At 40.3% G+C, this 20582-nt stretch carries 14 protein-coding genes and 1 pseudogene; 9 read left to right on the top strand and 6 right to left on the bottom strand.

The genetic code is table 11. From position 1 onward, the window contains the following. Positions 1-308: 308 nt before the first annotated feature. Both HUW48_RS13935 and HUW48_RS13930 read left to right on the top strand, forming a co-directional pair. A complete protein-coding gene (locus tag HUW48_RS13935; RefSeq protein WP_182411531.1) occupies positions 309-485 on the top strand; it encodes a hypothetical protein in 177 nt (58 codons plus the stop codon). 857 nt (positions 486-1342) lie between these two features. Beyond that, positions 1343-3316 (top strand): right-handed parallel beta-helix repeat-containing protein, encoded by a 1974-nt coding sequence (locus tag HUW48_RS13930; protein WP_182411530.1) that lies wholly within the window; start codon positions 1343-1345, stop codon positions 3314-3316. Between the two features lie 25 nt (positions 3317-3341). Here the strand turns inward: HUW48_RS13930 and HUW48_RS13925 are convergent, their stop codons facing one another. Together HUW48_RS13925 and HUW48_RS13920 are read right to left on the bottom strand one after the other, a co-directional pair. Then, positions 3342-4334 carry a C-terminal binding protein gene (locus HUW48_RS13925; RefSeq protein WP_182411529.1) on the bottom strand — a complete coding sequence of 331 codons (993 nt, stop codon included), beginning with the start codon at positions 4332-4334 and terminating at the stop codon, positions 3342-3344. A 327-nt stretch (positions 4335-4661) separates the two neighbouring features. Then, a complete protein-coding gene (locus HUW48_RS13920; RefSeq protein ID WP_182411528.1) occupies positions 4662-5348 on the bottom strand; it encodes an SOS response-associated peptidase in 687 nt (228 codons plus the stop codon). A gap of 284 nt (positions 5349-5632) precedes the next feature. On the opposite strand from HUW48_RS13920, the gene HUW48_RS13915 reads away from it, so the two are divergent. Continuing rightward, complete coding sequence (locus HUW48_RS13915) at positions 5633-6766, top strand: YncE family protein (RefSeq protein WP_182411527.1); 1134 nt, start codon at positions 5633-5635, stop codon at positions 6764-6766. 113 nt (positions 6767-6879) lie between these two features. On the opposite strand, the gene HUW48_RS13910 is transcribed toward HUW48_RS13915, so the two are convergent. Both HUW48_RS13910 and HUW48_RS13905 read right to left on the bottom strand, forming a co-directional pair. After that, a complete protein-coding gene (locus HUW48_RS13910) occupies positions 6880-7086 on the bottom strand; it encodes a hypothetical protein (RefSeq protein WP_182411526.1) in 207 nt (68 codons plus the stop codon). Between the two features lie 149 nt (positions 7087-7235). After that, positions 7236-7424 (bottom strand): hypothetical protein, encoded by a 189-nt coding sequence (locus HUW48_RS13905; protein WP_182411525.1) that lies wholly within the window; start codon positions 7422-7424, stop codon positions 7236-7238. Positions 7425-8085: 661 nt separating this feature from the next. On the opposite strand from HUW48_RS13905, the gene HUW48_RS13900 reads away from it, so the two are divergent. Next, the gene (locus HUW48_RS13900; protein WP_182411524.1) at positions 8086-9771 is read left to right on the top strand and encodes a tail fiber domain-containing protein; all 1686 of its coding nucleotides are present in this window, start codon (positions 8086-8088) and stop codon (positions 9769-9771) included. A 109-nt stretch (positions 9772-9880) separates the two neighbouring features. Here HUW48_RS13900 and HUW48_RS13895 read toward each other — a convergent pair whose 3' ends face one another. Then, positions 9881-10393, bottom strand: coding sequence for a hypothetical protein (locus HUW48_RS13895; RefSeq protein WP_182411523.1), 513 nt, complete (start codon positions 10391-10393; stop codon positions 9881-9883). A 543-nt stretch (positions 10394-10936) separates the two neighbouring features. On the opposite strand from HUW48_RS13895, the pseudogene HUW48_RS27705 reads away from it, so the two are divergent. Further along, positions 10937-11654, top strand: a pseudogene (locus HUW48_RS27705) (IS1 family transposase). 277 nt (positions 11655-11931) lie between these two features. Further along, positions 11932-12108, top strand: a complete 177-nt coding sequence (locus HUW48_RS13880; protein ID WP_182411520.1) for a hypothetical protein — start codon at positions 11932-11934, stop codon at positions 12106-12108. 189 nt (positions 12109-12297) lie between these two features. Here the strand turns inward: HUW48_RS13880 and HUW48_RS13875 are convergent, their stop codons facing one another. Further along, positions 12298-14214, bottom strand: a complete 1917-nt coding sequence (locus HUW48_RS13875) for a CocE/NonD family hydrolase (protein WP_182411519.1) — start codon at positions 14212-14214, stop codon at positions 12298-12300. A gap of 646 nt (positions 14215-14860) precedes the next feature. Here HUW48_RS13875 and HUW48_RS13870 point away from each other — a divergent pair. From HUW48_RS13870 to HUW48_RS13860, 3 genes are all read left to right on the top strand, one after another. After that, entirely contained in the window at positions 14861-15556 is a 696-nt protein-coding gene (locus HUW48_RS13870) for an RNA polymerase sigma factor (RefSeq protein WP_182411518.1), read from the top strand. Between the two features lie 325 nt (positions 15557-15881). After that, entirely contained in the window at positions 15882-16925 is a 1044-nt protein-coding gene (locus HUW48_RS13865; protein WP_182411517.1) for a FecR family protein, read from the top strand. 181 nt (positions 16926-17106) lie between these two features. Further along, positions 17107-20574 (top strand): SusC/RagA family TonB-linked outer membrane protein, encoded by a 3468-nt coding sequence (locus HUW48_RS13860; RefSeq protein ID WP_182411516.1) that lies wholly within the window; start codon positions 17107-17109, stop codon positions 20572-20574. Positions 20575-20582 lie beyond the last annotated feature (8 nt).

Genomic DNA, 20582 nt, shown 5'->3' with positions numbered 1-20582 from the left:
AAAAATTAAGATGGATTTACTGTTTGCTAAGTAGTTAAAACAGGAAGCAAAAATAATTGTTATACTGTTAAATTTATTTCCCTTATTGTTAATATAGAAAAGCTCCTGCTATTGGCAGGAGCTTTTTATTTACTCTTAAAATTTCTAATTGGGTTCATTTGGTTTTAATCGGCGAAAAACTCTTATTTTAGTTAAACGAGCATTTTGTTGGGTTGGTCTTGCAAGAAGTGTTGTTTATCTAATTTACTAAATATTTAAATGAATTAGCCTGGTTTTAGATATAGAGTGGGTATAAAAAGTTTACGTACATGGAAGCAAAAGTTTACTCTACTTTAAAAGAAGAAGAATACCAGACATTATCACAGCAGTTAAGCGTTTTAGCTGAAAATTTAACGAATAAGCAGCCCATTTTAAAAGAGCAGAACTCAAATGAGTTCAACCAGGCTTCCCGGGAAGTGTTGCAATTTTTAAAGCACCTGATTTAAGGTTTACTCCGAGCAGCAAAACAGCAACAATTTTATTTGCATTTATACTAAGTTCTTTACGCTTAATCAATTCTTTTATGAATCCATTAGCCATACTTGCCATCTCTATTGGCGGTTTTATCATTTCTTCTACCTGGCTGGTGCTTGCCTTAAAGTACCGGAAGGTTGCCGAGAAAGCCGTTCACTAAGCTCGTCTCATTACAGAATTTATTTTAAATACTTCCCTATTTTACTTTAATGGTAATTTGGTTCTGATTTAATCAGTAATTAATTATACCGATTTTAAAAACTGGTTACCTTGTAATTAAGTTTTATTGCTTACTACCCAAAACCAACCAGAGGCTTAATTTCATTTAAATAATTTTCTTGCTTTTCTGCTGGTTAGCGTAAAGACTTTGGCTTTTTTTAACCAACAGGTAGAAAAGCATCCTATATTAAAAAAGAGAACGTATAATATTTTTTCGTTCTCTCTTTTAAATAATCTATTTCCTTATACCAAGGTTTTTGCCTTCTTGCATAGGCTTTTATATCCGCATTCTTTGTATTCATTAGGGCTTTATAGTTTCTTTTTAAAAGGAAAGAAATGCCTTAAAATAGTCGTTTAATTGTAGTGACAATCAATGAGAAATATTTTTCTGTAACTGGCTTTCTAAAACAAGTTTTCTTTACCTGAATTAAAGTAAATTTCTTCAGGAACAAAAGCAGTTGTACTTAGCCGCAGGTTAATTTTAGGAATATCGTTTCTACAATCAGACATTTTCTTAAATTACGGAGATTCTGAAATCTGCCAGCAGCAATTAGTAAATAGCAACGTTTACTTCTAACTCTAACTGCCAGTTATAGCACGCGCACCTACCATGAAGAAAATTCTTGTTTTCTTAGCTAGTATTAACCTTAAGTCTTACCGTTATGTTGTGGGTTTAAGCCTTTTGCTCTTATTTCCTGTTTTGGTAAAAGCAGAAAATGCCGTGCGTCCTGGTAAACTAACCGCGGAGCCACCTACTTTGCTAAATCTAGGATTTGATTGGTCTATCACCGGCGACGACAACCGAAATGCAACAGTGCAAGTTTCTTTCCGAAAAGTGGGAACAAGTACCTGGCTGGAAGCTTTGCCTTTACTGCGGATAGGAGGGGAACGCGTTATTCGAGAAACAGAATTTCTGGATTATACTGTACCCAACGGATTTGCCGGCAGCATTCTGGATCTGGAACCCGGTTCCGAGTATGAATGCCGGTTAACTATGGCGGATCCCGATGGAGTACAAGGAGAGGCAGTGCACGTGGTAAAAGTAAAAACCCGAACCGAACCTAAAGCTTTTACCGGAGGGCGAACGCTGCACGTGTACCCACCCGATTGGAAAGGCCCCAAGCAGGAACCTTCTTTTTTAGGATTAAAGGCTGCTTACTACGGTTCAGGTTTAGGAGATTGGTCGGTAGTGAGTGAGCGCAAAGTGCAGCCCGGCGACATTATTCTGGTGCACGCGGGTTTGTATAAAGCCGATCGGTTGAATTACGTAGAACCGCATGGTATTCCGTTTGATGGGACTTATACTTTAACGGCGAAAGGAACCGCCGAGAAACCCATACTTATTCGGGGGGCGGGCGATGGTGATGCTATTTTTGATGGGGACGGAGCTCACCGGCTTTTTGATGTAATGGCAACCACCCATCATATTTTTGAAAATTTAACGATCCGCAATACAGATATTGCTTTTTTTGCTGGCCAGAAGGAAGTATTAGGCGCCTCTGACCTAACGGTGCGGAATTGCCGGCTGGATGATGTTGGTATTGCCCTTACAACAGAATATGCCGGTTCCAAAAACTTTTATTTAGCGGATAATATTATCTTAGGCCGCGACGATCGGCATCACCTCGTGGGTTGGGCAAATCCGGGTCTTTACGCACCTACCCCTATAAAGAGTTATTTTGCCATTAAAGTATATGGCTCGGGTCACGTTATTTGCCACAATGCCGTAGCTTACTTCCACGATGCCATTACAGTTTCTACTTACGGAACTCCGGATTCTTTGCAAAAAGCCGTAGCCATTGATATTTATAATAATGATATTCACTTGATGGTGGATGATTTTATCGAAGCGGATGGAGGAGTGCATAACATTCGGGTAATGCGTAACCGAGGCGTAAATGCCGCGCAGTGCGGCTTAAGTGCTCAGCCTATCTTTGGAGGGCCCGCCTATTTTATCCGCAACGTGCTCTATAACATACCTACTGGGTGTGCGCTTAAATTTATGTCGAAGCCGGCTGGATTGGTGGTGTACCACAATACCTTTATTTCGGAGAATGTAAATCCGCAGACTTTCTCGAACGCGCATTTCCGGAATAATTTGTTTTTAGGAACCGATGCCCCGCAAAGGCCCATTGTTATTTTCCCGAACGCGACCGCTTATTCTACTTCAGATTACAATGGTTACCGGCCTAACCGCGCCAGCACCGACCAATACCGCTGGGTGTCGCCCACGAAAGAACAACTCTGGAATTATTCACTAACGGTAAAAGAAGCTCAATCTTTCCCGAATTTAGTTAGCCTTACCAAGGCAAGTGGATTGGAAACCCACGGAGTAGAATTAGATTATGCCATTTTTCAGAATTTACGGGCGCCCGATGCCACCAAGCCGCACGCAATTTACCATGCTACGGATTTCAATTTTTTACTTAAACCTAAGAGCAAAGCCGTTGATGCCGGAATCAAACTACCTAATGTAAATTCTGATTTTAAAGGCAAAGCACCGGATTTGGGAGCGCTGGAAGTGGGGGAACCCGTACCCCTGTACGGCCCCCGGAATTTACAGGAGCGGCCATTTTACCGCTAAATTTAGTAAAAAGCATTTCAGATTATTAGTTGATCACGTTTCGTAAGGGCTTACCTTGAAGAGCCAGGAGGCATGCCTGCGCGCTTCTAACCCTAATTTCGGCTAAACCTTCTTCGGAGTAAAAGGCCGCGTGCGGATTAAGAATCAGGCGATGATGAGCCGAGTGTTGTGGATCTTGCCAAGCCTGGATAAGCACATTAATTGTAGGTGGTTCTTGCTCTAACACGTCCAAAGCAGCACCAGCTAATTTACCACTTACCAGTGCTTCCGGAATAATTTGGGTATCTACTACGGCTCCGCGGGCGGTATTTATCAGGTAAGAGCCCGGTGCCATAAAGGCTAAGGTATTTGCGTTGATTAAATGATGCGTTTCTTTGGTTAACGGACAATGCAAACTCACCACCCGAACTTTTTGGAGCAATTCCTGTAAGGTTTCTGCTCGTTTTATTCCCAAAGCTTTGTCATAGCCATCTGGTTTATAAGGATCATAAAAACTTACTTCCATACCTAAACATTTAGCGCGTAAGGCCATTGCAGTGCCAATTCGCCCTAAACCTACAATGCCCAGAGAACTATCCCGTAAGCGGCGAAGTGGTTGCCCCTGGGTATAACTCCACTCGCCGTGGCCAGAACGCAGGCGGGAATTTAAAAAATGAATGCCCCGCGTTAGCGAAAGTAACATACCCAGAGCAGTGTCTGCCACATCTTCGGAACCGTAATCCGGAATGTTTACAACCGGAATACCAATGCTACGGGCTAATGTATAATCCACGTTATCAATTCCTACTCCAGCCCGAACAATTAGTTTACAGTTTTTAAGCCGGTTAAGGGTGCTCCTGGAAAGAGTAAGCAAATGATAAAGAATTAGGGCATCTGCTTCTTCTATTTTTCCTATTAACTCTTCTTCCGAGAGTGCATTCAAGGCTAGTACTTCGGCTGTATTTTCTAAAATTTTCTTTTCTGGTTCAAGCGAATCGCTTAAAAAATCGGTTATCACTACCCGGTAGTTTTTGTTCATTTTAAGAAAGATCGGAAGTTAAGATTTACCCGAATAGGTTTATCACTAGGCAAGATAGATAAAATCTTACTTCTATGGCAAGAGAACTCAACTCTTACCTTAAATTTCGATGCAGAGTACTGGATAGCGCTAAAATTACTAAAAGTTTGAGGTTAAGGGTAGACTTTAAAATTAATCTTACCTTTCTGGAATGAATGATAATTCCTCTTACTTGTGATTAGTAAGGTGCTACAATAGGAGAGGAGGCCTGCTTCCAGTTAATGGTTTCTGAGGCTACGGCCAAGCTAGGAGATAACTAAATTTACTTCAGAATCCAGGTTAGCTACATTAAAACAAACTTAGTTGCTTGGGCCAGGTGTAAGGTTCTAATACGTCGGGTTGGTTATAGCCGGGTATATCTATTTTTTTAGAAATGGTATAAGCCTCCATTTCAATAGCTGGGAAAGATTTAATTTGCACCGTATACTCCTGCACTTGGGAATGATATCGCAACCAGTTATTTTCCTGACCGGCAGGTAAAATGGCCGGCATCCGCGAATGAATCGAACTAATAAGGGCATTAGGATCGAGGGTTACTATGCTGAAAAAGTTTCGGGGCTCACCTGTTTTCGGGTCGGCCACTTGGTCCCATAAGCCGGCTACCGCAAATACATCCTGATTTTTCAACTGAATGCGGTACGGAATCTTACCGCCTTTGGCTACTGTTTCCCATTCGTAAAAACCATCAATTAATACCAGGCAAGTTTGTCCTTTTTTAAATAAATCCAGGTAATAGCCCCAGGTAGAAAGCTTCCGCAAATTAGAATTAGAAAGAAAAAATTGTTCACCCTCAATGGTGGTAGGAATGCCCCAGGTAAAAGACTGCAATTGATCAGGTGCCTGGTTGGTAATAACCGGAAGATTTTGCGAAGGTACTACATTATAAGCCGGTTCCAGATTGGCCGGGTTTATTTGCGGGGCAAAGCGATGTTCTTTATTTACTTTTTTTTTGGTCTGAGAGGCTCGTCCACACATAGTAGTATAGCTTTCAGGTTAGACTTTATAAAAGTAAGAAAATTCGAGTAAAATGTTATTCTAAACCCTGATTTACTTTTATCCTGCATGGTATTCTTTTAAATTAGGAAATAACCTGAGAATAAATTATTCCATTACCATCATTCATACTTCTGAACGCAATCATTATTTCTAAATAATCAGGTGCTTATATAAAAAAGACTTCAGAATAGATAATCATCTGTTCTGGAATGGTATATTTAAGGAAGCGATAAAATTTATTCTTCTTAAAAATATATACCAATATGAGAGCCAAGGTTTCTGTTTTTCTTTTATGTTGCTGTAGTTTATTACTTCTTGTAATTAGTGCCTGGAAACCTTTACCTAAGTTAAAACCGGTAGTGAAAGCTCCCAACCAGGGACGTTATTTATACGTGGCCGTACCCGGAATCCGGGATTATTTAGGTTATGGCGGTCACGGCATTCTGGTTTTCGATATTGATCATAACCACCAATTCGTTAAACGCATTAAAACCAAAGGCTTGCGGGCAAATGGCAAGCCCATGAATGTAAAAGGAGTGGCCGTAAGTGTGCCTCTTAACAGTATTTACGTGAGCACCTTGCAAACGCTGCAACGAATAGATTTAACCACCGAACAAATTGTGTGGGAAAAATCCTACGTAGGAGGAACCGACCGCATGTCCATTTCGCCGGATGGTAAAACCATGTACCTGCCTTCCCTGGAAAATACTTTTTGGAATGTAGTTGATTGCGAAACTGGTGATGTTATTAAGAAAGTACCGGTAGTAGCCCGGGCGCATAATACTATCTACGGACCTTCGGGCAAGTACGTGTACATGGGTGATATTGCCTCGCCTTTGCTGCACGTAGCGGATACTCGCACCCACACGGTAGTTAAAAAAATCGGCCCATTTGGCAAAGGTATTCGCCCTTTTACCATTAACAGCGCCGAAACTTTGGTGTATGCTACCGTAGATAGTTTACTTGGTTTTGAAGTAGGGGATCTAAAGACGGGTAAATTAATAAACCGCATTGAGGTAGAAGGCTGGACCAAAGGTCCGGTTCGTCGGCACGGCAATCCCAGCCACGGCATTGGTCTTACCCCGGACGAAAAAGAATTATGGGTAGCCGATGGGCATAACATGCGACTCCACATTTTTAGCGCAATCAAACCTTACCAACAGCTAACCACCATTCCCTTGCAAGACATGCCCGGCTGGATTACCTTTAGTTTAGACGGTAAATATGCTTACCCGTCGAGCGGGGAAGTAATCGACGTAAAAACCCGTAAAATTCTAACGACCCTGCAAGACGAAGATTATAACAATGTAGCCAGTGAAAAAATGGTGGAAGTGCATCTTACCGACCACAAAGCTGTAAAAGCCGGTGATCAGTTTGGCATTGGGCGAGCGCTTTAAAGAAATGTTTATTCTAATTCAGGCATGGTATTATAGGAATTTAAATTTCAATTGGTAAAATAAATGACAACAATGATTTTGCGAAAAGCTGCCTGGAAGAAGTAACGGATAGGTTAATAAATAAGAAGATGGTTATTTTTATCCAGCGCCATTATTCGGTTAATCAGTTCTACTTTTAAAGCACAATACCGTATAACCTGGTGGCTATCTGCTTCATCTTTCAGGTGGGTATCAATATAAATTATAGCCGCTTCAATTTGATTTCGGCTCAACGTATCAAGAGATTGTTCCTGCAATATATACCGGTCTAAATGCTGCATCGCCTGCTTTCCTTTATTGGTTAATTATAGCAATATTAATTCGTTTTCTTCTAAGTGTTAAATACTTACAATTAAAAATAAAAATGCTAGTATTCAGCTTTAATAAATTGCAGGAGTATTCTTCTTCAGTTAAAAAGCAGTTAAGTGTATTATTTCCGGTTAACTTTTACTAGTTGCCAGAAAAGCCGGGCTCGCCAGTTGCGGTACTTTAATACGCGTTTTTTACTGCGTTCCTGAGGAATAATTTCATGGAGGTAAGCCAAATGCTGGTGCAATTCTTTTTTGTTTAAGCTTATAACTTTACTATCACTAAATATTGCTTCCAATAAGGTGACCATAATGTTAACGTATTCTTTTCAGTTTAAAATAAAAGTAAGCGGTAGAATAATTTAAATAAATAGTACAAACACTTAGATTTTTTGTAGTACTACTTATTTTTTGCACCTGAATAAGTAAAGTAAACATGGGATTTATCTATCCATTAAACAATTAATTTGCCTTGCCAAACACTAAGCAACTTAAGTATTAATAAGAAATTAATTAGGGTGGGTTAGTATTGAATATGTAAGTAAAGTATTGTATATTAGTGCTTTGTTTGATAGGCTTACCTTTTTGTCTTTTGCCACTTACCCATCATCTACGGCTTTCCGGAAAATAATTATAACCGGAGTTTATTTTAGAAAGACACCCCTGTCGCCCTTGGTAAAGCAGACAAGGAATGATAACCTTAATTGCTGCTTTTCTGCCTGTTGCCTGTTTATTTAAATTTAAAATTTACTTTATCTGAAAAAGATTAACGCTATTCATTTCCATCTTTGGTAAAGGTAATGGCATTAGCTTGTCACCTGAACAACTTCTCCGCCACAGGAGCAGCCTGAACCTACCCGAATAAATCTGTTTTTGGTTTTTCTTTCCCATTCTTCATCAAGGCGCTTCTATTCGTTTTCCAGCTTTTGCGTTTTCATCCAGTACCTTATAATGCCTAAAATTGAACTTACTATGAAAAAGAATTTATTCCTTCTGTTATTTAGTGCGTTACTTTTTAGTGACTTATCCTTAATGGCACAATCTCCCTGGCTGGTAGGCGGAAACGCTACAGGTGCTGTCCGCCGATTTGGTTCAACTACATCTTTTGGGGTTCAGTTTATTACCGATAATCAGGAACGCGGCATAATGACGGCCAATGGATTATGGGGTTTTGGCACTTTAACCCCTAATGCCCGGGTAAACATAAACAGCGAAGTGGGTCAAAACCCCTTCCGGATTGATGTAAATAATTTGCCTAAATTTTTGGTACATAACAACGGAGGCGTTGCTATTGGAGGCAACCTGGTTCCTCCCGTAAATGGCTTACACGTAAACGGATTAGTTGGGGTGGGCACCAGCAACCCCGCAGTAAAGTTGCATGTAACCGAAGGAACAGATGTTAACTTAGCGGGTGGCGGTTTTATAGTAGCCGGCTCCTTAACCTCAATTAATTTGGCGCTAGATAACAACGAAATATTAGCCAGAAACAATGGTGCCCGAGCAGACTTATTCTTAAACCAGAACGGAGGAAATCTGATTTTTAACGGTACAAATGGCAGTGGCAATATGGGCATTGGAAATACACAACCAGCCAGCCGTTTGCACATTACGGGCGGTACCGATGCTGCCCAGGGCGGAGGCGGATTTATTATTGCTGGTGGTCTTTCCGGTGAAAACATAGCCATTGACAATAATGAAATTATGGCCAGAACCAACGGTGTTGCTTCGCCGTTGTTTTTAAACCATAACGGCGGAAACGTAATTCTGCAGGCCGGACCTAACTCTACTGCCGGTAAATTAGGAATTCATACAGATAACCCGATAGTAGAAGCTCATTTGGTTCATGGAGTGGGTACGGGTGCCAATCACGGATTACGCTTAGCTAATTCGGGGCGCAATAATCAAAACTGGACAATTTATGTTTCCAACTCCAACGGAAACCTGGATCTATACGCAAATAATGCATTTTTGGGCAGATTTAACGATGCCACCGGAGCTTACTCCACCGTATCGGATTTAAAATTTAAAAAAGATATTGAAAAAGCGGATGCAGTAATGCCCAAAGTGTTGCAATTGGACGTTAAAAAATATCATTTCCTAAAAAATAAAGCCGAAGACAAGAAGAATTACGGTTTGATTGCTCAGGAAGTAGAAAAAATTTTTCCGGAAGTAGTTTTCCTGGAAAAAGGCGATGATGGTTCCGAAACCTATACCATGGATTATAGCGCTTTTGGCGTGTTGGCGATTAAAGCAATTCAGGAATTACAGCAAACGGTAACAGCCCAGCAGCAGCAAAATCTACTTTTACAAAAGCAAATAAGTACTTTCCAGGAAAGATTCGCGCAATTAGAAGCGGCTCTTAAATCGGGAGGTAATTTTAACTTAAACAACTCGGATTTATTAGGTGTTTCTTTGGAGCAAAACCGGCCCAATCCGGTAAATGAAATGACTACTTTCCGGTATACCATTCCGGCGGGTACCATTGCTCAAATTCAATTATTTGAAGTGGCTTCGGGTAAGCTGATAAAAACATTAGCCGCCCCCGAAACCGGGCAGGTTCAACTAAATGGCTCTGAATTACAGGCGGGCACCTACATTTACACGCTGGTTGTTAATGGAAGACTAGTCGCCGCTAAACAATTGTTATTATCTAAATAAATGTATTGACCCATCCGATTTTGTGCTTACTATAAAATGCGTCTTTTTAAAGCCATTCTTTTAGAATGGCTTTTTTTACACTCTTACCTCAGAATTAAGGAGAATAGGTCTAGTTGCAAGAGAATATGGCCAGCACTGTTCCCGAAGGAATTTCTACTAAAAAGTTAGCATTAGAAGCATCTAATATTTTGACAGAAGCGACACTTATGTTTTTCGATTTGGCTAATTGGCAGTAATAGCTAGCCATTGACTTTTTGTCCCTGTCATCGTTTATAACCGAAATAGTTAAAATACCTTGATTCGTAATGGAGGAATGAACAATTGACTTATTTTCTTTTACCTCCTGGAGAAAAGTTTGTTTGTCTAAGGCACGGAGAGGAGGTGAAATTAGGTTGCTACTTTCTGCATTTGAAGTGGCATTTACATAATAAACAAAAGCATTACTACTAAAAATCAATAAAAACAAAACTGTTAAATACCGCATTTGCCTATTTAATCTACTGTCAGCATAGCTTCTTATAATTTTATCTTTTTCTACTAGGTCCATCGTGCCTCGGAAATTAGGACCAACTATTGGTTTAGAAAAAATCAGGGAAGCAATGGCAATGGCAATAGCAGTCACTACCAGGTGCATAAACATAGTAAAAATTTAAAATTTAGATTGTTGATACAATCTTCTTTATAAGAACCGGTTAGTAAGAAAATTGTTACCGGTGTGATAAGTATAATTTTATAAAATTTAGGAAAATTCGGAGATAGTACCTGGTAGTGAATCAGGTATGAATAAAGTGTTAATACCTGACGGGTAAGAATACTATGGAAAGAGAAAGGTAGTGGTTTGGAAAGAGTTAAGAATAATTTTAGCAGTAATCTTCATCCGTTATGTTTTTTTTAATCTATACCAATACTTCTTACAGGCGGCTGTTTCAAGTTTTTATGAGCAATTTCAATTGTTTCTCTTGGTTGTATTCCTAACCTACCACATAGCCGAGCCAAGTTTAGAGGCTTGCCTTCCATTTGCCTCACTAGATCGTAAAACAAGGCTCTAGGCTAGTATGATAAATTAATCAGTAACATTCATTTAAATTCTGGATAAATACCTTTGGTAGATGTTTCGAAAGTATGATGATATAGAAAAAGGCAGCGAAGGGTTTAAGATGATGGAATGTTCGAAGTCCACATCAAAACAAACTGTCCTCACTGCCAGAGCAGCAAGATAGTAAGAAACGGAAAGAAAAAGAATGGTTCTCAGAACCTATTGTGTCGTTGTTGCAGGAAACAATTTCAGCCGGCGTACCAATATAAAGGTGCAAATCCGGCTATAAAGCAGCTGATTATACGTCTTCTGGAAAGGAATACCGGCATTCGCGACATTGAGCAGGTACTACAAGTAAGTCGCAACTGTGCGCTGCGAGCTTTGCTGAGGCATGGAAATGCGATACAGATCACTCCAGTCCACCAATACTATCGCTCTGTTCAGATTGACGAGGTCTGGAGCTTTGTTGGTAAGCGGAAGACAGGTAAGTACTGGTTGTTTTATGCCTACAGTGCGGAATACGATGAAATATTGGCTTATACGTGCGGTAGTTAGAAGCGCACAAACTGTGCGAACCTTACTAAAAAAGCTAAAAAAAGTGGACATTGCCCAGTATTGTACCGACCACTGGAAAGCATTTGCTAAAGTTCTGCTACCAGAAAAGCACCGCATAGGGAAGGCTTATACCAAAAATATAGAAGGGGTGAATACCTGCTTGCGAGCTAGAAATAGGCGTTTAGTTCGAAAAACCACCTGTTTCTCCAAGAAAAAAGAAAACCATATGGCCAGCTTAAATACCATGTTCAACTATCGAAACCAAACAAAAACTAAACATCATACTTTGTAATCCACTACCATACATTTTATTATAAAACCTTATATTGGCTATATATGCTGTCTAAAGCTTTAAACTTCTTATCTTTCTCACCTAATTCTTATTTTACACTTTATTTATTCTTTCCTGTTAAAAACTTATTTTACAAGCTCATAGAAAGAGAACTGACTAAAATTAGTTAAGTACCCGAAATTAGAAGCAATCTCGGGAGCAAAAAGAAATTAACGCATATCTAAACACTTCATCCAACCTACTCGGGTTTTGTTTCATCGTAATCACCTTGCTTAAAATGTCGAACCGCACGCATCAAACGTTTATCGACGAATATTTAATTGTGGGAGCTTTAATTTTCATGACGAGCAGCATTTTTCTTTCTTATCTATTCGAAACAGAACCGATGCTCGGGTTTCTGTATTATAGCAAATTGCCGAGTATTTCTTTATTGCGGGTCTCTTTATATTACTAATGGTAATTGTTCTTATTGCTTTTGATATGCTTTAAGAGAACCCGCACATTTACTAAATAGGAATAGGTAAGTATGGATACACCAGAATCAGGATAGTAGATGCTAAACCTTTGCTAAAGTAAGTAGCAGATGATCATTCTACTATTTCGTCCATCATAACATACAGGATATAGAGTTAATATTGCCCAGTTACTTAGGTAAAACTTTCACTACCAGCTTCGAAGGGTGTTGGGCATCGTGGTACAGGCGAACCGTGGATTTAATGTAATCTTCGGGGTTGGCCTCGTAAATATTAATAAATTGCTGCGGGTTGCGATCGGCTAACGGAAACCAGGAACTCTGAATTTGCACCATTAACCGGTGGCCCGGCTGGAACGTGTGCAAAAGATCCGGCACCGTAAAACGTACTGGGGTAGGCTGATTGGGTACAAAGGCCTCGGGTTTTTCGAAGCTATTACGGTAACGGCCCCGTATAATTTCGGCTCTAACTAATTGCTGGTAGCCGCCCATTATGGCTCTGCTACCTTCGGCCGCAACGGCATCGGGTGTATCTTCGGGGTAAACATCAATTATTTTTACTACAAAATCAGCATCAGTGGTCGAGATACTGGCTATTAGATCCGCTAGAACGGGGCCGGCTAATGTTAAATCAGTGGTTAAAGGCTCCGAAACAAAGGTAGCTACATCCGATCGGGAGGCAGCAAAACGTTGATCATCGAGCATGTAATCGGTGGTGCGTTTACGGTGGGTGCGGCTTTGATAAGGGACCGGATGGGCCGGGTCTGAAACGTACTCGTCGAAAGAATTTGTTCCGGTCGGGGCGGTATTCCCGAGCTTTCCCTGGGGTAATAAATAAAGCACTTGTTCTTTGGTAGCAGTAGGCGGCCAGGTGTTAAATGTACGCCATTTATTAGTACCTCCTTCAAAAGCAGTAGCTTCGGCTAATTTTGGGGCCGAGCCTTGTTCTTTTAAATGGTAATTCATGAAAGGTAAAAACAAGCTGTCGAGGTAAAATGCGCCGGTAGCGCTGCCAAAAGAAATATCGCCCAAAGATTTAGCTTCCTGCCACCAGCAACCGTGGCACCAAGGGCCCATTACCAGTTTATTATTTGTTTTTGGATTTTGTTTTTCAATTTGTTCGTATGTTTTAAGGGCTCCGTATAAATCTTCGGCATCGAACCAGCCGCCTACCGTTAAAATAGCAGGTTTTAGATTGCGGGCGTGCGGCAGTGGGTTCCGGCTTTTCCAGTAATTATCATAATCGGGGTGGGCAAGAATATCATTCCAGAACGGAATACTATCTTTAAAAAATTCGGTATTGGCTCGTTTAGGCGTTTGAATGGTATGCAGAAAATAATCGTAGTTATCCTGGTTTTTGCTTTGGGTTACGCCAAATGTTCGGGTGGCGGGCTTATCGGGTGTGTGCTGATCAAAACGTGGTAGAAAATCAAAAAAGTCCATCCAGAAAAAAGCGCCTTTGTGGTGTACATCGTCGCCAATAAACCAATCGGTAACGGGAGCTTGCGGCGACACCGCCTTTAAGGCCGGATGGTTGCTAATAGCGGCCGCCGTACTGTAAAAACCCGGGTACGAAACGCCGTGAATGCCTACCCGGCCATTATTGTTCTTTACATTTTTCAGCAGCCAGTCAATGGCATCGTAGGTGTCGGTACTTTCATCGGGCTGCTTTTGCTTTTTCTTATCGGCATTATTTACCAGCGGACGTTCGTGCGAAAATGTTCCTTCGGAGTGCCAGCGTCCGCGTACATCTTGTTCTACTAATATAAAACCTTCGCGCGCCAATTTAGCAAATGAAGCATTGGTATAAAGCCGGCTGTGCAGCCGCGTAGCATTATAAGGAGTTCGGGTCATCAAGAAGGGATACTTTTGAACTTTGCCCGCTTCTTTCGGAATAAATAATTCGGTGTACAGCTTTACGCCATCCCGCATAGGAATCATAACTTTACGAAACTGGTAATGCTCCGCTAAGTACAAACTATCTTGCTTTTGTTGCGCGGTTAATTTAACCGGCGTAGTACCTTGGGCCGAAAGGCTTTGGATTGAAAAAATGAATAACAATAAGGGTAGGAGACGGCGAATAATCATATCTGGCAAAATAGATTTAATTACATCCACAATATACTAGAATAGACTGGTATTAAGAAGAAATTAAACTGCCTTATTCCAAGCCATTTTCCTGTCCAGTTTCGGGAATTTATTGCTATTTAGTAAAAAGCCTTTGCTACCCAGCTGGCTAAGATCTTTTAAAATTTTAATTAGGGACAACGCTTGGTACTATTTTATGATAAAAGTCAGGATGGTGTAAGATAACAGGCGTCTGGGAATTTAGTAAAAAATAAATTTTTGTAGCCTCCGTCGGTTAGCAATACCGCTAGAATGGCCGACTCTACCATTGAAGATCCTTTTACCTCAATTTTTTACTGTTTAGGGCTTCTAATAATTTTTCTGAATTCTAAGGCAAATGAGTCCTAATATTAAACTCTTTAAAAATTTAAATTTATTATACTTTGCTCGATTTTACTTTATTCCGGAAAGAAGGGTTGGTTTAATATGCGAACAAAAATTATTCAGTTTGTTAATTGAATTTAAAAGGGAGTATTTAAGGAATTTAATTTGATTATGATTTTTAAAAGCCATACATTTTAAAATCTTTTCCTATTGTTTGTTTCAACTTATTACTTGTTTACTCTTTGCTTGAAAGCTACAATTACGTTCTGCAGGTAGAATTTTTATGCAACTAAAGGCCAATTTTGATCATTGGGAAGAAGTTATGAAACCTGCCGGTTTTAATAATTTGATGGATTCTAATGCCTTGGAGGCGGCAAATTCTGCCGGTACGCTTACTTTACCGAATCAAATTCAGATTTGGGTAGATTTTAAAAATGGTGATAAAAAAGCATTGAGTTTCATTTACCAGGCGACAGTAAAATCTCTGTTTAATTATGGTCAGAAGTTTATTCCGGATAAGGAAATTGTAGCCGATCTTATTCAGGATCTTTTTGTAGAATTGTGGAACCAGCGGGAAAGATTAAGCAATACTACTTCTATAAAATATTTCCTGCTTAAATCTTTACGCTATAAAATTTTTCGTTATCTGAAGCGAAATAAAGATGTTTTCATTAAAAATGGAATTTCGGATGATTATAATTTTGAATTGGTTTTCTCGCACGAACATAAATTAATTGAGGATGGGTTTGCCGAAGAGCAGAAAAAAAAACTGGCGTTGGCTCTAACTAAACTATCCAAGCGGCAAAAAGAAGCTATTTACCTACGCTATTACAATAATTTAAGCTACCCTGAGATTGCTTCTTTAATGTTATTAAGTGAACAATCGTCATATAATCTTATTTCAAAAGCTTTAAAGGTTTTGCATAAGCATCTGCTCCATTATGCTTACTTATTTTTTCTTATATATTGTTTTTGTTAGTATTTGCTGATTAATAAGGCTATTTTCTCTATGCTGTTATTTACCAGCATTACTTTGTACAAAGGCTCACTTTATAATTACCAGCATATACAGGCTAAAGATTCTTTCCACCTCAACTAAATAGTAAATTTAACATCGTTTTAGAATTCTCTTTAATTCTCTTCGTTTTAACTGCTTCTACATTTTATTAAATTTTGTTTGATAAACTATAAATAAAATTGATTAAAATATAAATTTTAAAATTTTAGTCTAATTTTTTGATTATAATTTAAGCGAAGCAGTCATATATAAGTGTAGAGTCTCTAACCCGACTTTAAACTGCATTATGAATTACCGAGATTATTCCGTTAGCGATTTTGCCGCGGATGCTTATTTTCAGAAATGGGTCCAAAATCCGGATATAAATACTACTGTATTTTGGGAACAATGGCTTTTACAAAATCCAGATAAAAAAATTGTTGTTGAGCAGGCCATAAAATTACTTGCTACATTTCGCTTTCAGGAAAATGCTTATTCACAAGATTTCATAAATAATATCTGGCGAAACATTGAGGAGAAAATAGAGGATACAAACAATGTAAAACCCCTTTATGCCTCCAAAAAGAATTTTTCCATAAAAAACATCATCAGGTTCCGCCACGTAGCCGCCATATTTTTAGTTTTAGTACTGGCCGCAGTCCTATTTAATAAATTATCAACTCCCCCCCTTATTTCACATTCAACTCCTTCTGGCCAGATAAAAACCATTTTGCTCCCAGACAGTTCCCTGGTAACCTTAAACGCTAATTCCAGATTGCTATACCGTCAAAGTTGGAGCACCCTTAAATTAAGAGAAGTATGGCTGGAAGGCGAAGGTTATTTTCAGGTCCGGAAAAAACCAGTACCAACCGCATCTTCCTCCGGTATTAAGTTTATTGTTCATGTTAACTTAATGGATATAGAAGTTTTAGGAACTAAGTTTAATGTAAACACTCGTCGGGGTAAAGCCCAGGTAGTACTTAATTCAGGAAAGGTGAAATTGAGCAGCCAGCAAGATAATAATCTGGTAAGTACTTACATGATGCCGGGAGACTTGGTAGAACGCACTTCCAGAACAGGCGGCTTTTTCAAAAAGGTTGTAGATCCCAATCTGTACTCTTCATGGAAGACCCAACATTTTGTTTTTAAGACTACAACAATGGCTGAGATTGTGGCAGTACTCGAAGATACCTACGGTTGGGAAATCCAACTCAAAAACCCAAAAGTAGGACAGATGACTTTTACTTCTACCGTGCCGGTTAATAAACCGGACGTGCTTTTAAGATTACTTGCTGAGTCTTTTAAAATAGATATTCAAAAGGAAGGTAATAAGGTAGTAATTGGTAATTGACCTAAATTAGATGGTTTATTCTTAAAAAGAACGATAAGTTAATCGGACAGGCGGGAATATAAAGAGGCATTAAAACCAAATTACCATTTCTACCGGCCGGTATTTGGGCAATACCAAACTGGTACCCGGAAAACTAGTATTCATTTTTATCCCTAACCCCTAACTTTAAATCGTATGTCTTATGAACAACAATCTACTTAGCAGTAAAAAGCATATTCCTGTTTGGAGTAGGCTATTGGTGTTGTTAATGCTTATTGGTTGCTTGCCTTTATCTGCTACTTCCCAGGATTTAGCGTCAGCCAATTTACCACCAGGCAAAAAAAATGGTCAGAAGATTAAATCACTGCGCGATGCACTGGATAATCTATCAACTAAATACGGAGTACAATTTGCCATCAATGATAAAGTAATCGAAAATAAGTTTATTGACCTTGAAAAGGTTAAATCCAATAATTTGGAAGAAGCTTTGTCTACTATTTTAAAGCCTTTAAAACTTGATTTTAAAAAAGTAGAAAATTACTACGTTATTCAGGAGGCGGAAGAAAATGCGCCGGAAAAAGAAAAGAAAAAGCCCGTATCGGATTCTGTAATTTCAAATTTTCAAGCTATAACAATAAGCGGAAGAGTTGTAGATGATAAAGGCGAAGGTCTGCCTGGGGTAACGGTTTTGTTAAAAGGTACTACTACAGGCACTACTACAGATATGAACGGTACGTACTCTCTTTCCATTCCGGATGAAAATGCACGTAACGGAATTTTAACTTTTTCTTACGTGGGTTTTGCCTCTTCTGAAGTAGCTATTAATAACCGGGCATCGGTAGATGTTACTCTTTCGCCGGACTTACAAACCCTTTCAGAAGTAGTGGTGGTAGGTTATGGAACGCAAAAGCGTTCGGATTTAACTGGCGCCGTGGCTTCCGTAAAGGCCGAGGAAGTTAGAAATTTACCAGTGCGCAGCGTGAACGAGGCTTTGCAAGGCCGGGCCGCCGGAGTACAGGTTACCCGTTCCAGCGGCCAACCAGTAGCCCAATCAGATATTGTTATCAGAGGTATAGGTTCCATTGGCGGTATGTCTCCGCTTTATATTGTGGACGGTATCCGGATGAGTGCCGGCAATAATTTTAACCTGCAAGATGTAGAATCAATAGAAGTTTTAAAAGATGCTAGTGCGGCAGCTATTTATGGGGCACAGGCGGCTGGGGGAGTAGTTTTAGTAACTACCAAGCGGGGGGCAAATCAAGAAAAAATCAATATTAATTTCTCCGCCTACACGGGTATACGGAAACCGGTAAATCTGGTAAAACTGCTAAATACGCAGCAATACTTTCAGGCGAAACAAGCTTTTGGCGTAAATACGAGCGGCTGGGGTGATCCCAATCAATTACCGAATACCGATTGGATTGACGAGACGTTTGACTCCGGCAAAGAACAAAGTTATTCTCTTTCTATGGCGGGTTCCTCCGGAAAATCTAACTTTTATTTATCAGCCAATTACCAACGCGAAGACGGTATCCGGATAGATAATTGGTTTGAACGTTATGGCGTTAGGGCCAACGCGGATTATCAAATTAATAAAAAATTTAAAATTGGCGAAACGCTTTATGCCTGGCGCAGGGGCGAAAATCCTTTACAAGGCAGCGGCATTCCGTATCGTTCGGTGCCTACCAGTTTAGTTCGTGACCCGAATAATCCAATAGGTGGCTGGGGCATAGCCGATTCGTATTTTGCAGGTCCAAACCCGGTAGGGAACGAGTATAAAAACCACCAATTAAATGAGACTTACGCGCTGGAAGGCAATGTGTACGCCGATTGGGAAATTATGAAAGGACTGAATTTTCGTTCTACCTTTGGGGCATCCCTCTACAATGATAAAAACTATAATTTCCAGGAAGCTTACGACTTCGGCATTGTAAAAAATACGGTAGCGTATTTGGGCCGCGACAATAATACCCAAAGGAATCTTACCGCCAACTTTGTGCTTACTTATGGTAAAACCATTGGTAACCACGATTTCAAAGCCATGGCGGGCTACGAAGCCTTTAAGCAAGATTTAAGCAGTTTACACGGCGAAGCGCAAAACTTCCAGGTAATTACTAAAACCCTGGATTTAACCACCGACCCCAGCACGTATAAAGCCAGTGGGGGAGAATATCCGCAAACGCGCTTATTATCGCAGTTTGGCCGGATTAATTACAGCTACGCCGGTCGTTATTTGTTTACCGCTAATATTCGCCGCGATGGCTCCGACCGATTTGGACCGGCTAATAAGTGGGGCGTATTTCCATCGTTCTCAGTGGGCTGGCGCATGAACGAAGAAGCCTTTATTCAGGATAATTTAACTTTTGTCTCGAACCTAAAATTACGGGGTAGCTACGGCAAACTGGGAAGCACTAGCAATATTCCGCAGTTTACTTACCAAGCTTCTTACGGCGGTGCCGGTGGTACTAATATTTTAGGATTACCCGATGGTTCCCGGGCGAAAGGTTACGCGTTAACGGCCCAACTACCCAATGAAGCTATTAAATGGGAAGAAGTGCTGCAAACGGACATTGGTTTGGATATAGGATTATTTAAAAACCAGGTAAATGTAACTTTAGACTGGTACAACCGCCAAACCAAAGACATGATTTACCAGGTTCCTACTCCTCCTTCGGCCGGTTTTAATGCTTCTAACGTGTTTACCAATATTGGTCAGATGAGTAATAAAGGTTTTGAGATTGCGGCTGATTACCGGGGCAAAACTGGTGGTTTTACTTATAGTCTTGGTATAAATGGGGCATTCAATACGAACCAGGTGAAAAAACTAGGTGGCACCAACAACAACCCCATTAATGATGGTTTTGCCGGTGATTACGTAGAAAGTACTGTTTCCCGCACCGAAGCCGGCCGGCCCATGAGTCAGTTTTATGGTTATGTAGCCGAAGGTTTATTCCAAACCAATGCCGAAGTAGCGACTTTAAACCAACAAGCCGTGGAGAAAGCCGCTGCGGCTGGTCAGCCTACCACTGGCGTATTTTTTCAGCAGGAAGCAACCGGAGCCGGCGACTTGCGGTTTAAAGACATAAATGGCGATGGCCGGATTACGGAAAGTGATAAAACCTTTATTGGTACTCCCTGGCCAAAAATAACCTACGGGTTCAACATTAACCTGGGATATAAAGGATTTGATTTAACTGCTTTATTCCAGGGCGTGCAAGGCGGCGATATTTACAACGCTAACCTATACTATACCCAGTTCTTTGTAGGAGATTACAATACTACTCCCAATATTTTTGGAACTTCCTTCTTCAACGGCAATGGCTTAACCGATAAACCGCGGGTGGGTTATACCGATGCTTCGGGCAACTACGTGCGCGACCCGAACCGGAATTACACCCGTATCTCCAGTTACTACGTCGAGAAAGCTTCTTACCTGAAATTGCGAAACTTACAGATCGGCTATACCATTCCGAAGGAGATTAGTCAGAGAGTAAAACTGGCTAATGCCCGGATTTACCTGCAAGGTCAAAACCTGATAACCATTACTAAGTACCGCGGCATGGACCCGGAAGTATTGGGTAATAACGGTACTACTGGTCGGGGAGTAGATAACTTCAATTTGTATCCACGCACGGTATTGTATGCCGTTGGGGTAGACCTCAGTTTTTAACTCAGTTC

Source organism: Adhaeribacter radiodurans, assembly GCF_014075995.1.
Classification (GTDB): domain Bacteria; phylum Bacteroidota; class Bacteroidia; order Cytophagales; family Hymenobacteraceae; genus Adhaeribacter; species Adhaeribacter radiodurans.
The sequence above is the reverse complement of the archived record's forward strand: the minus strand, read 5'-3'. Positions and strand labels throughout refer to the sequence as shown.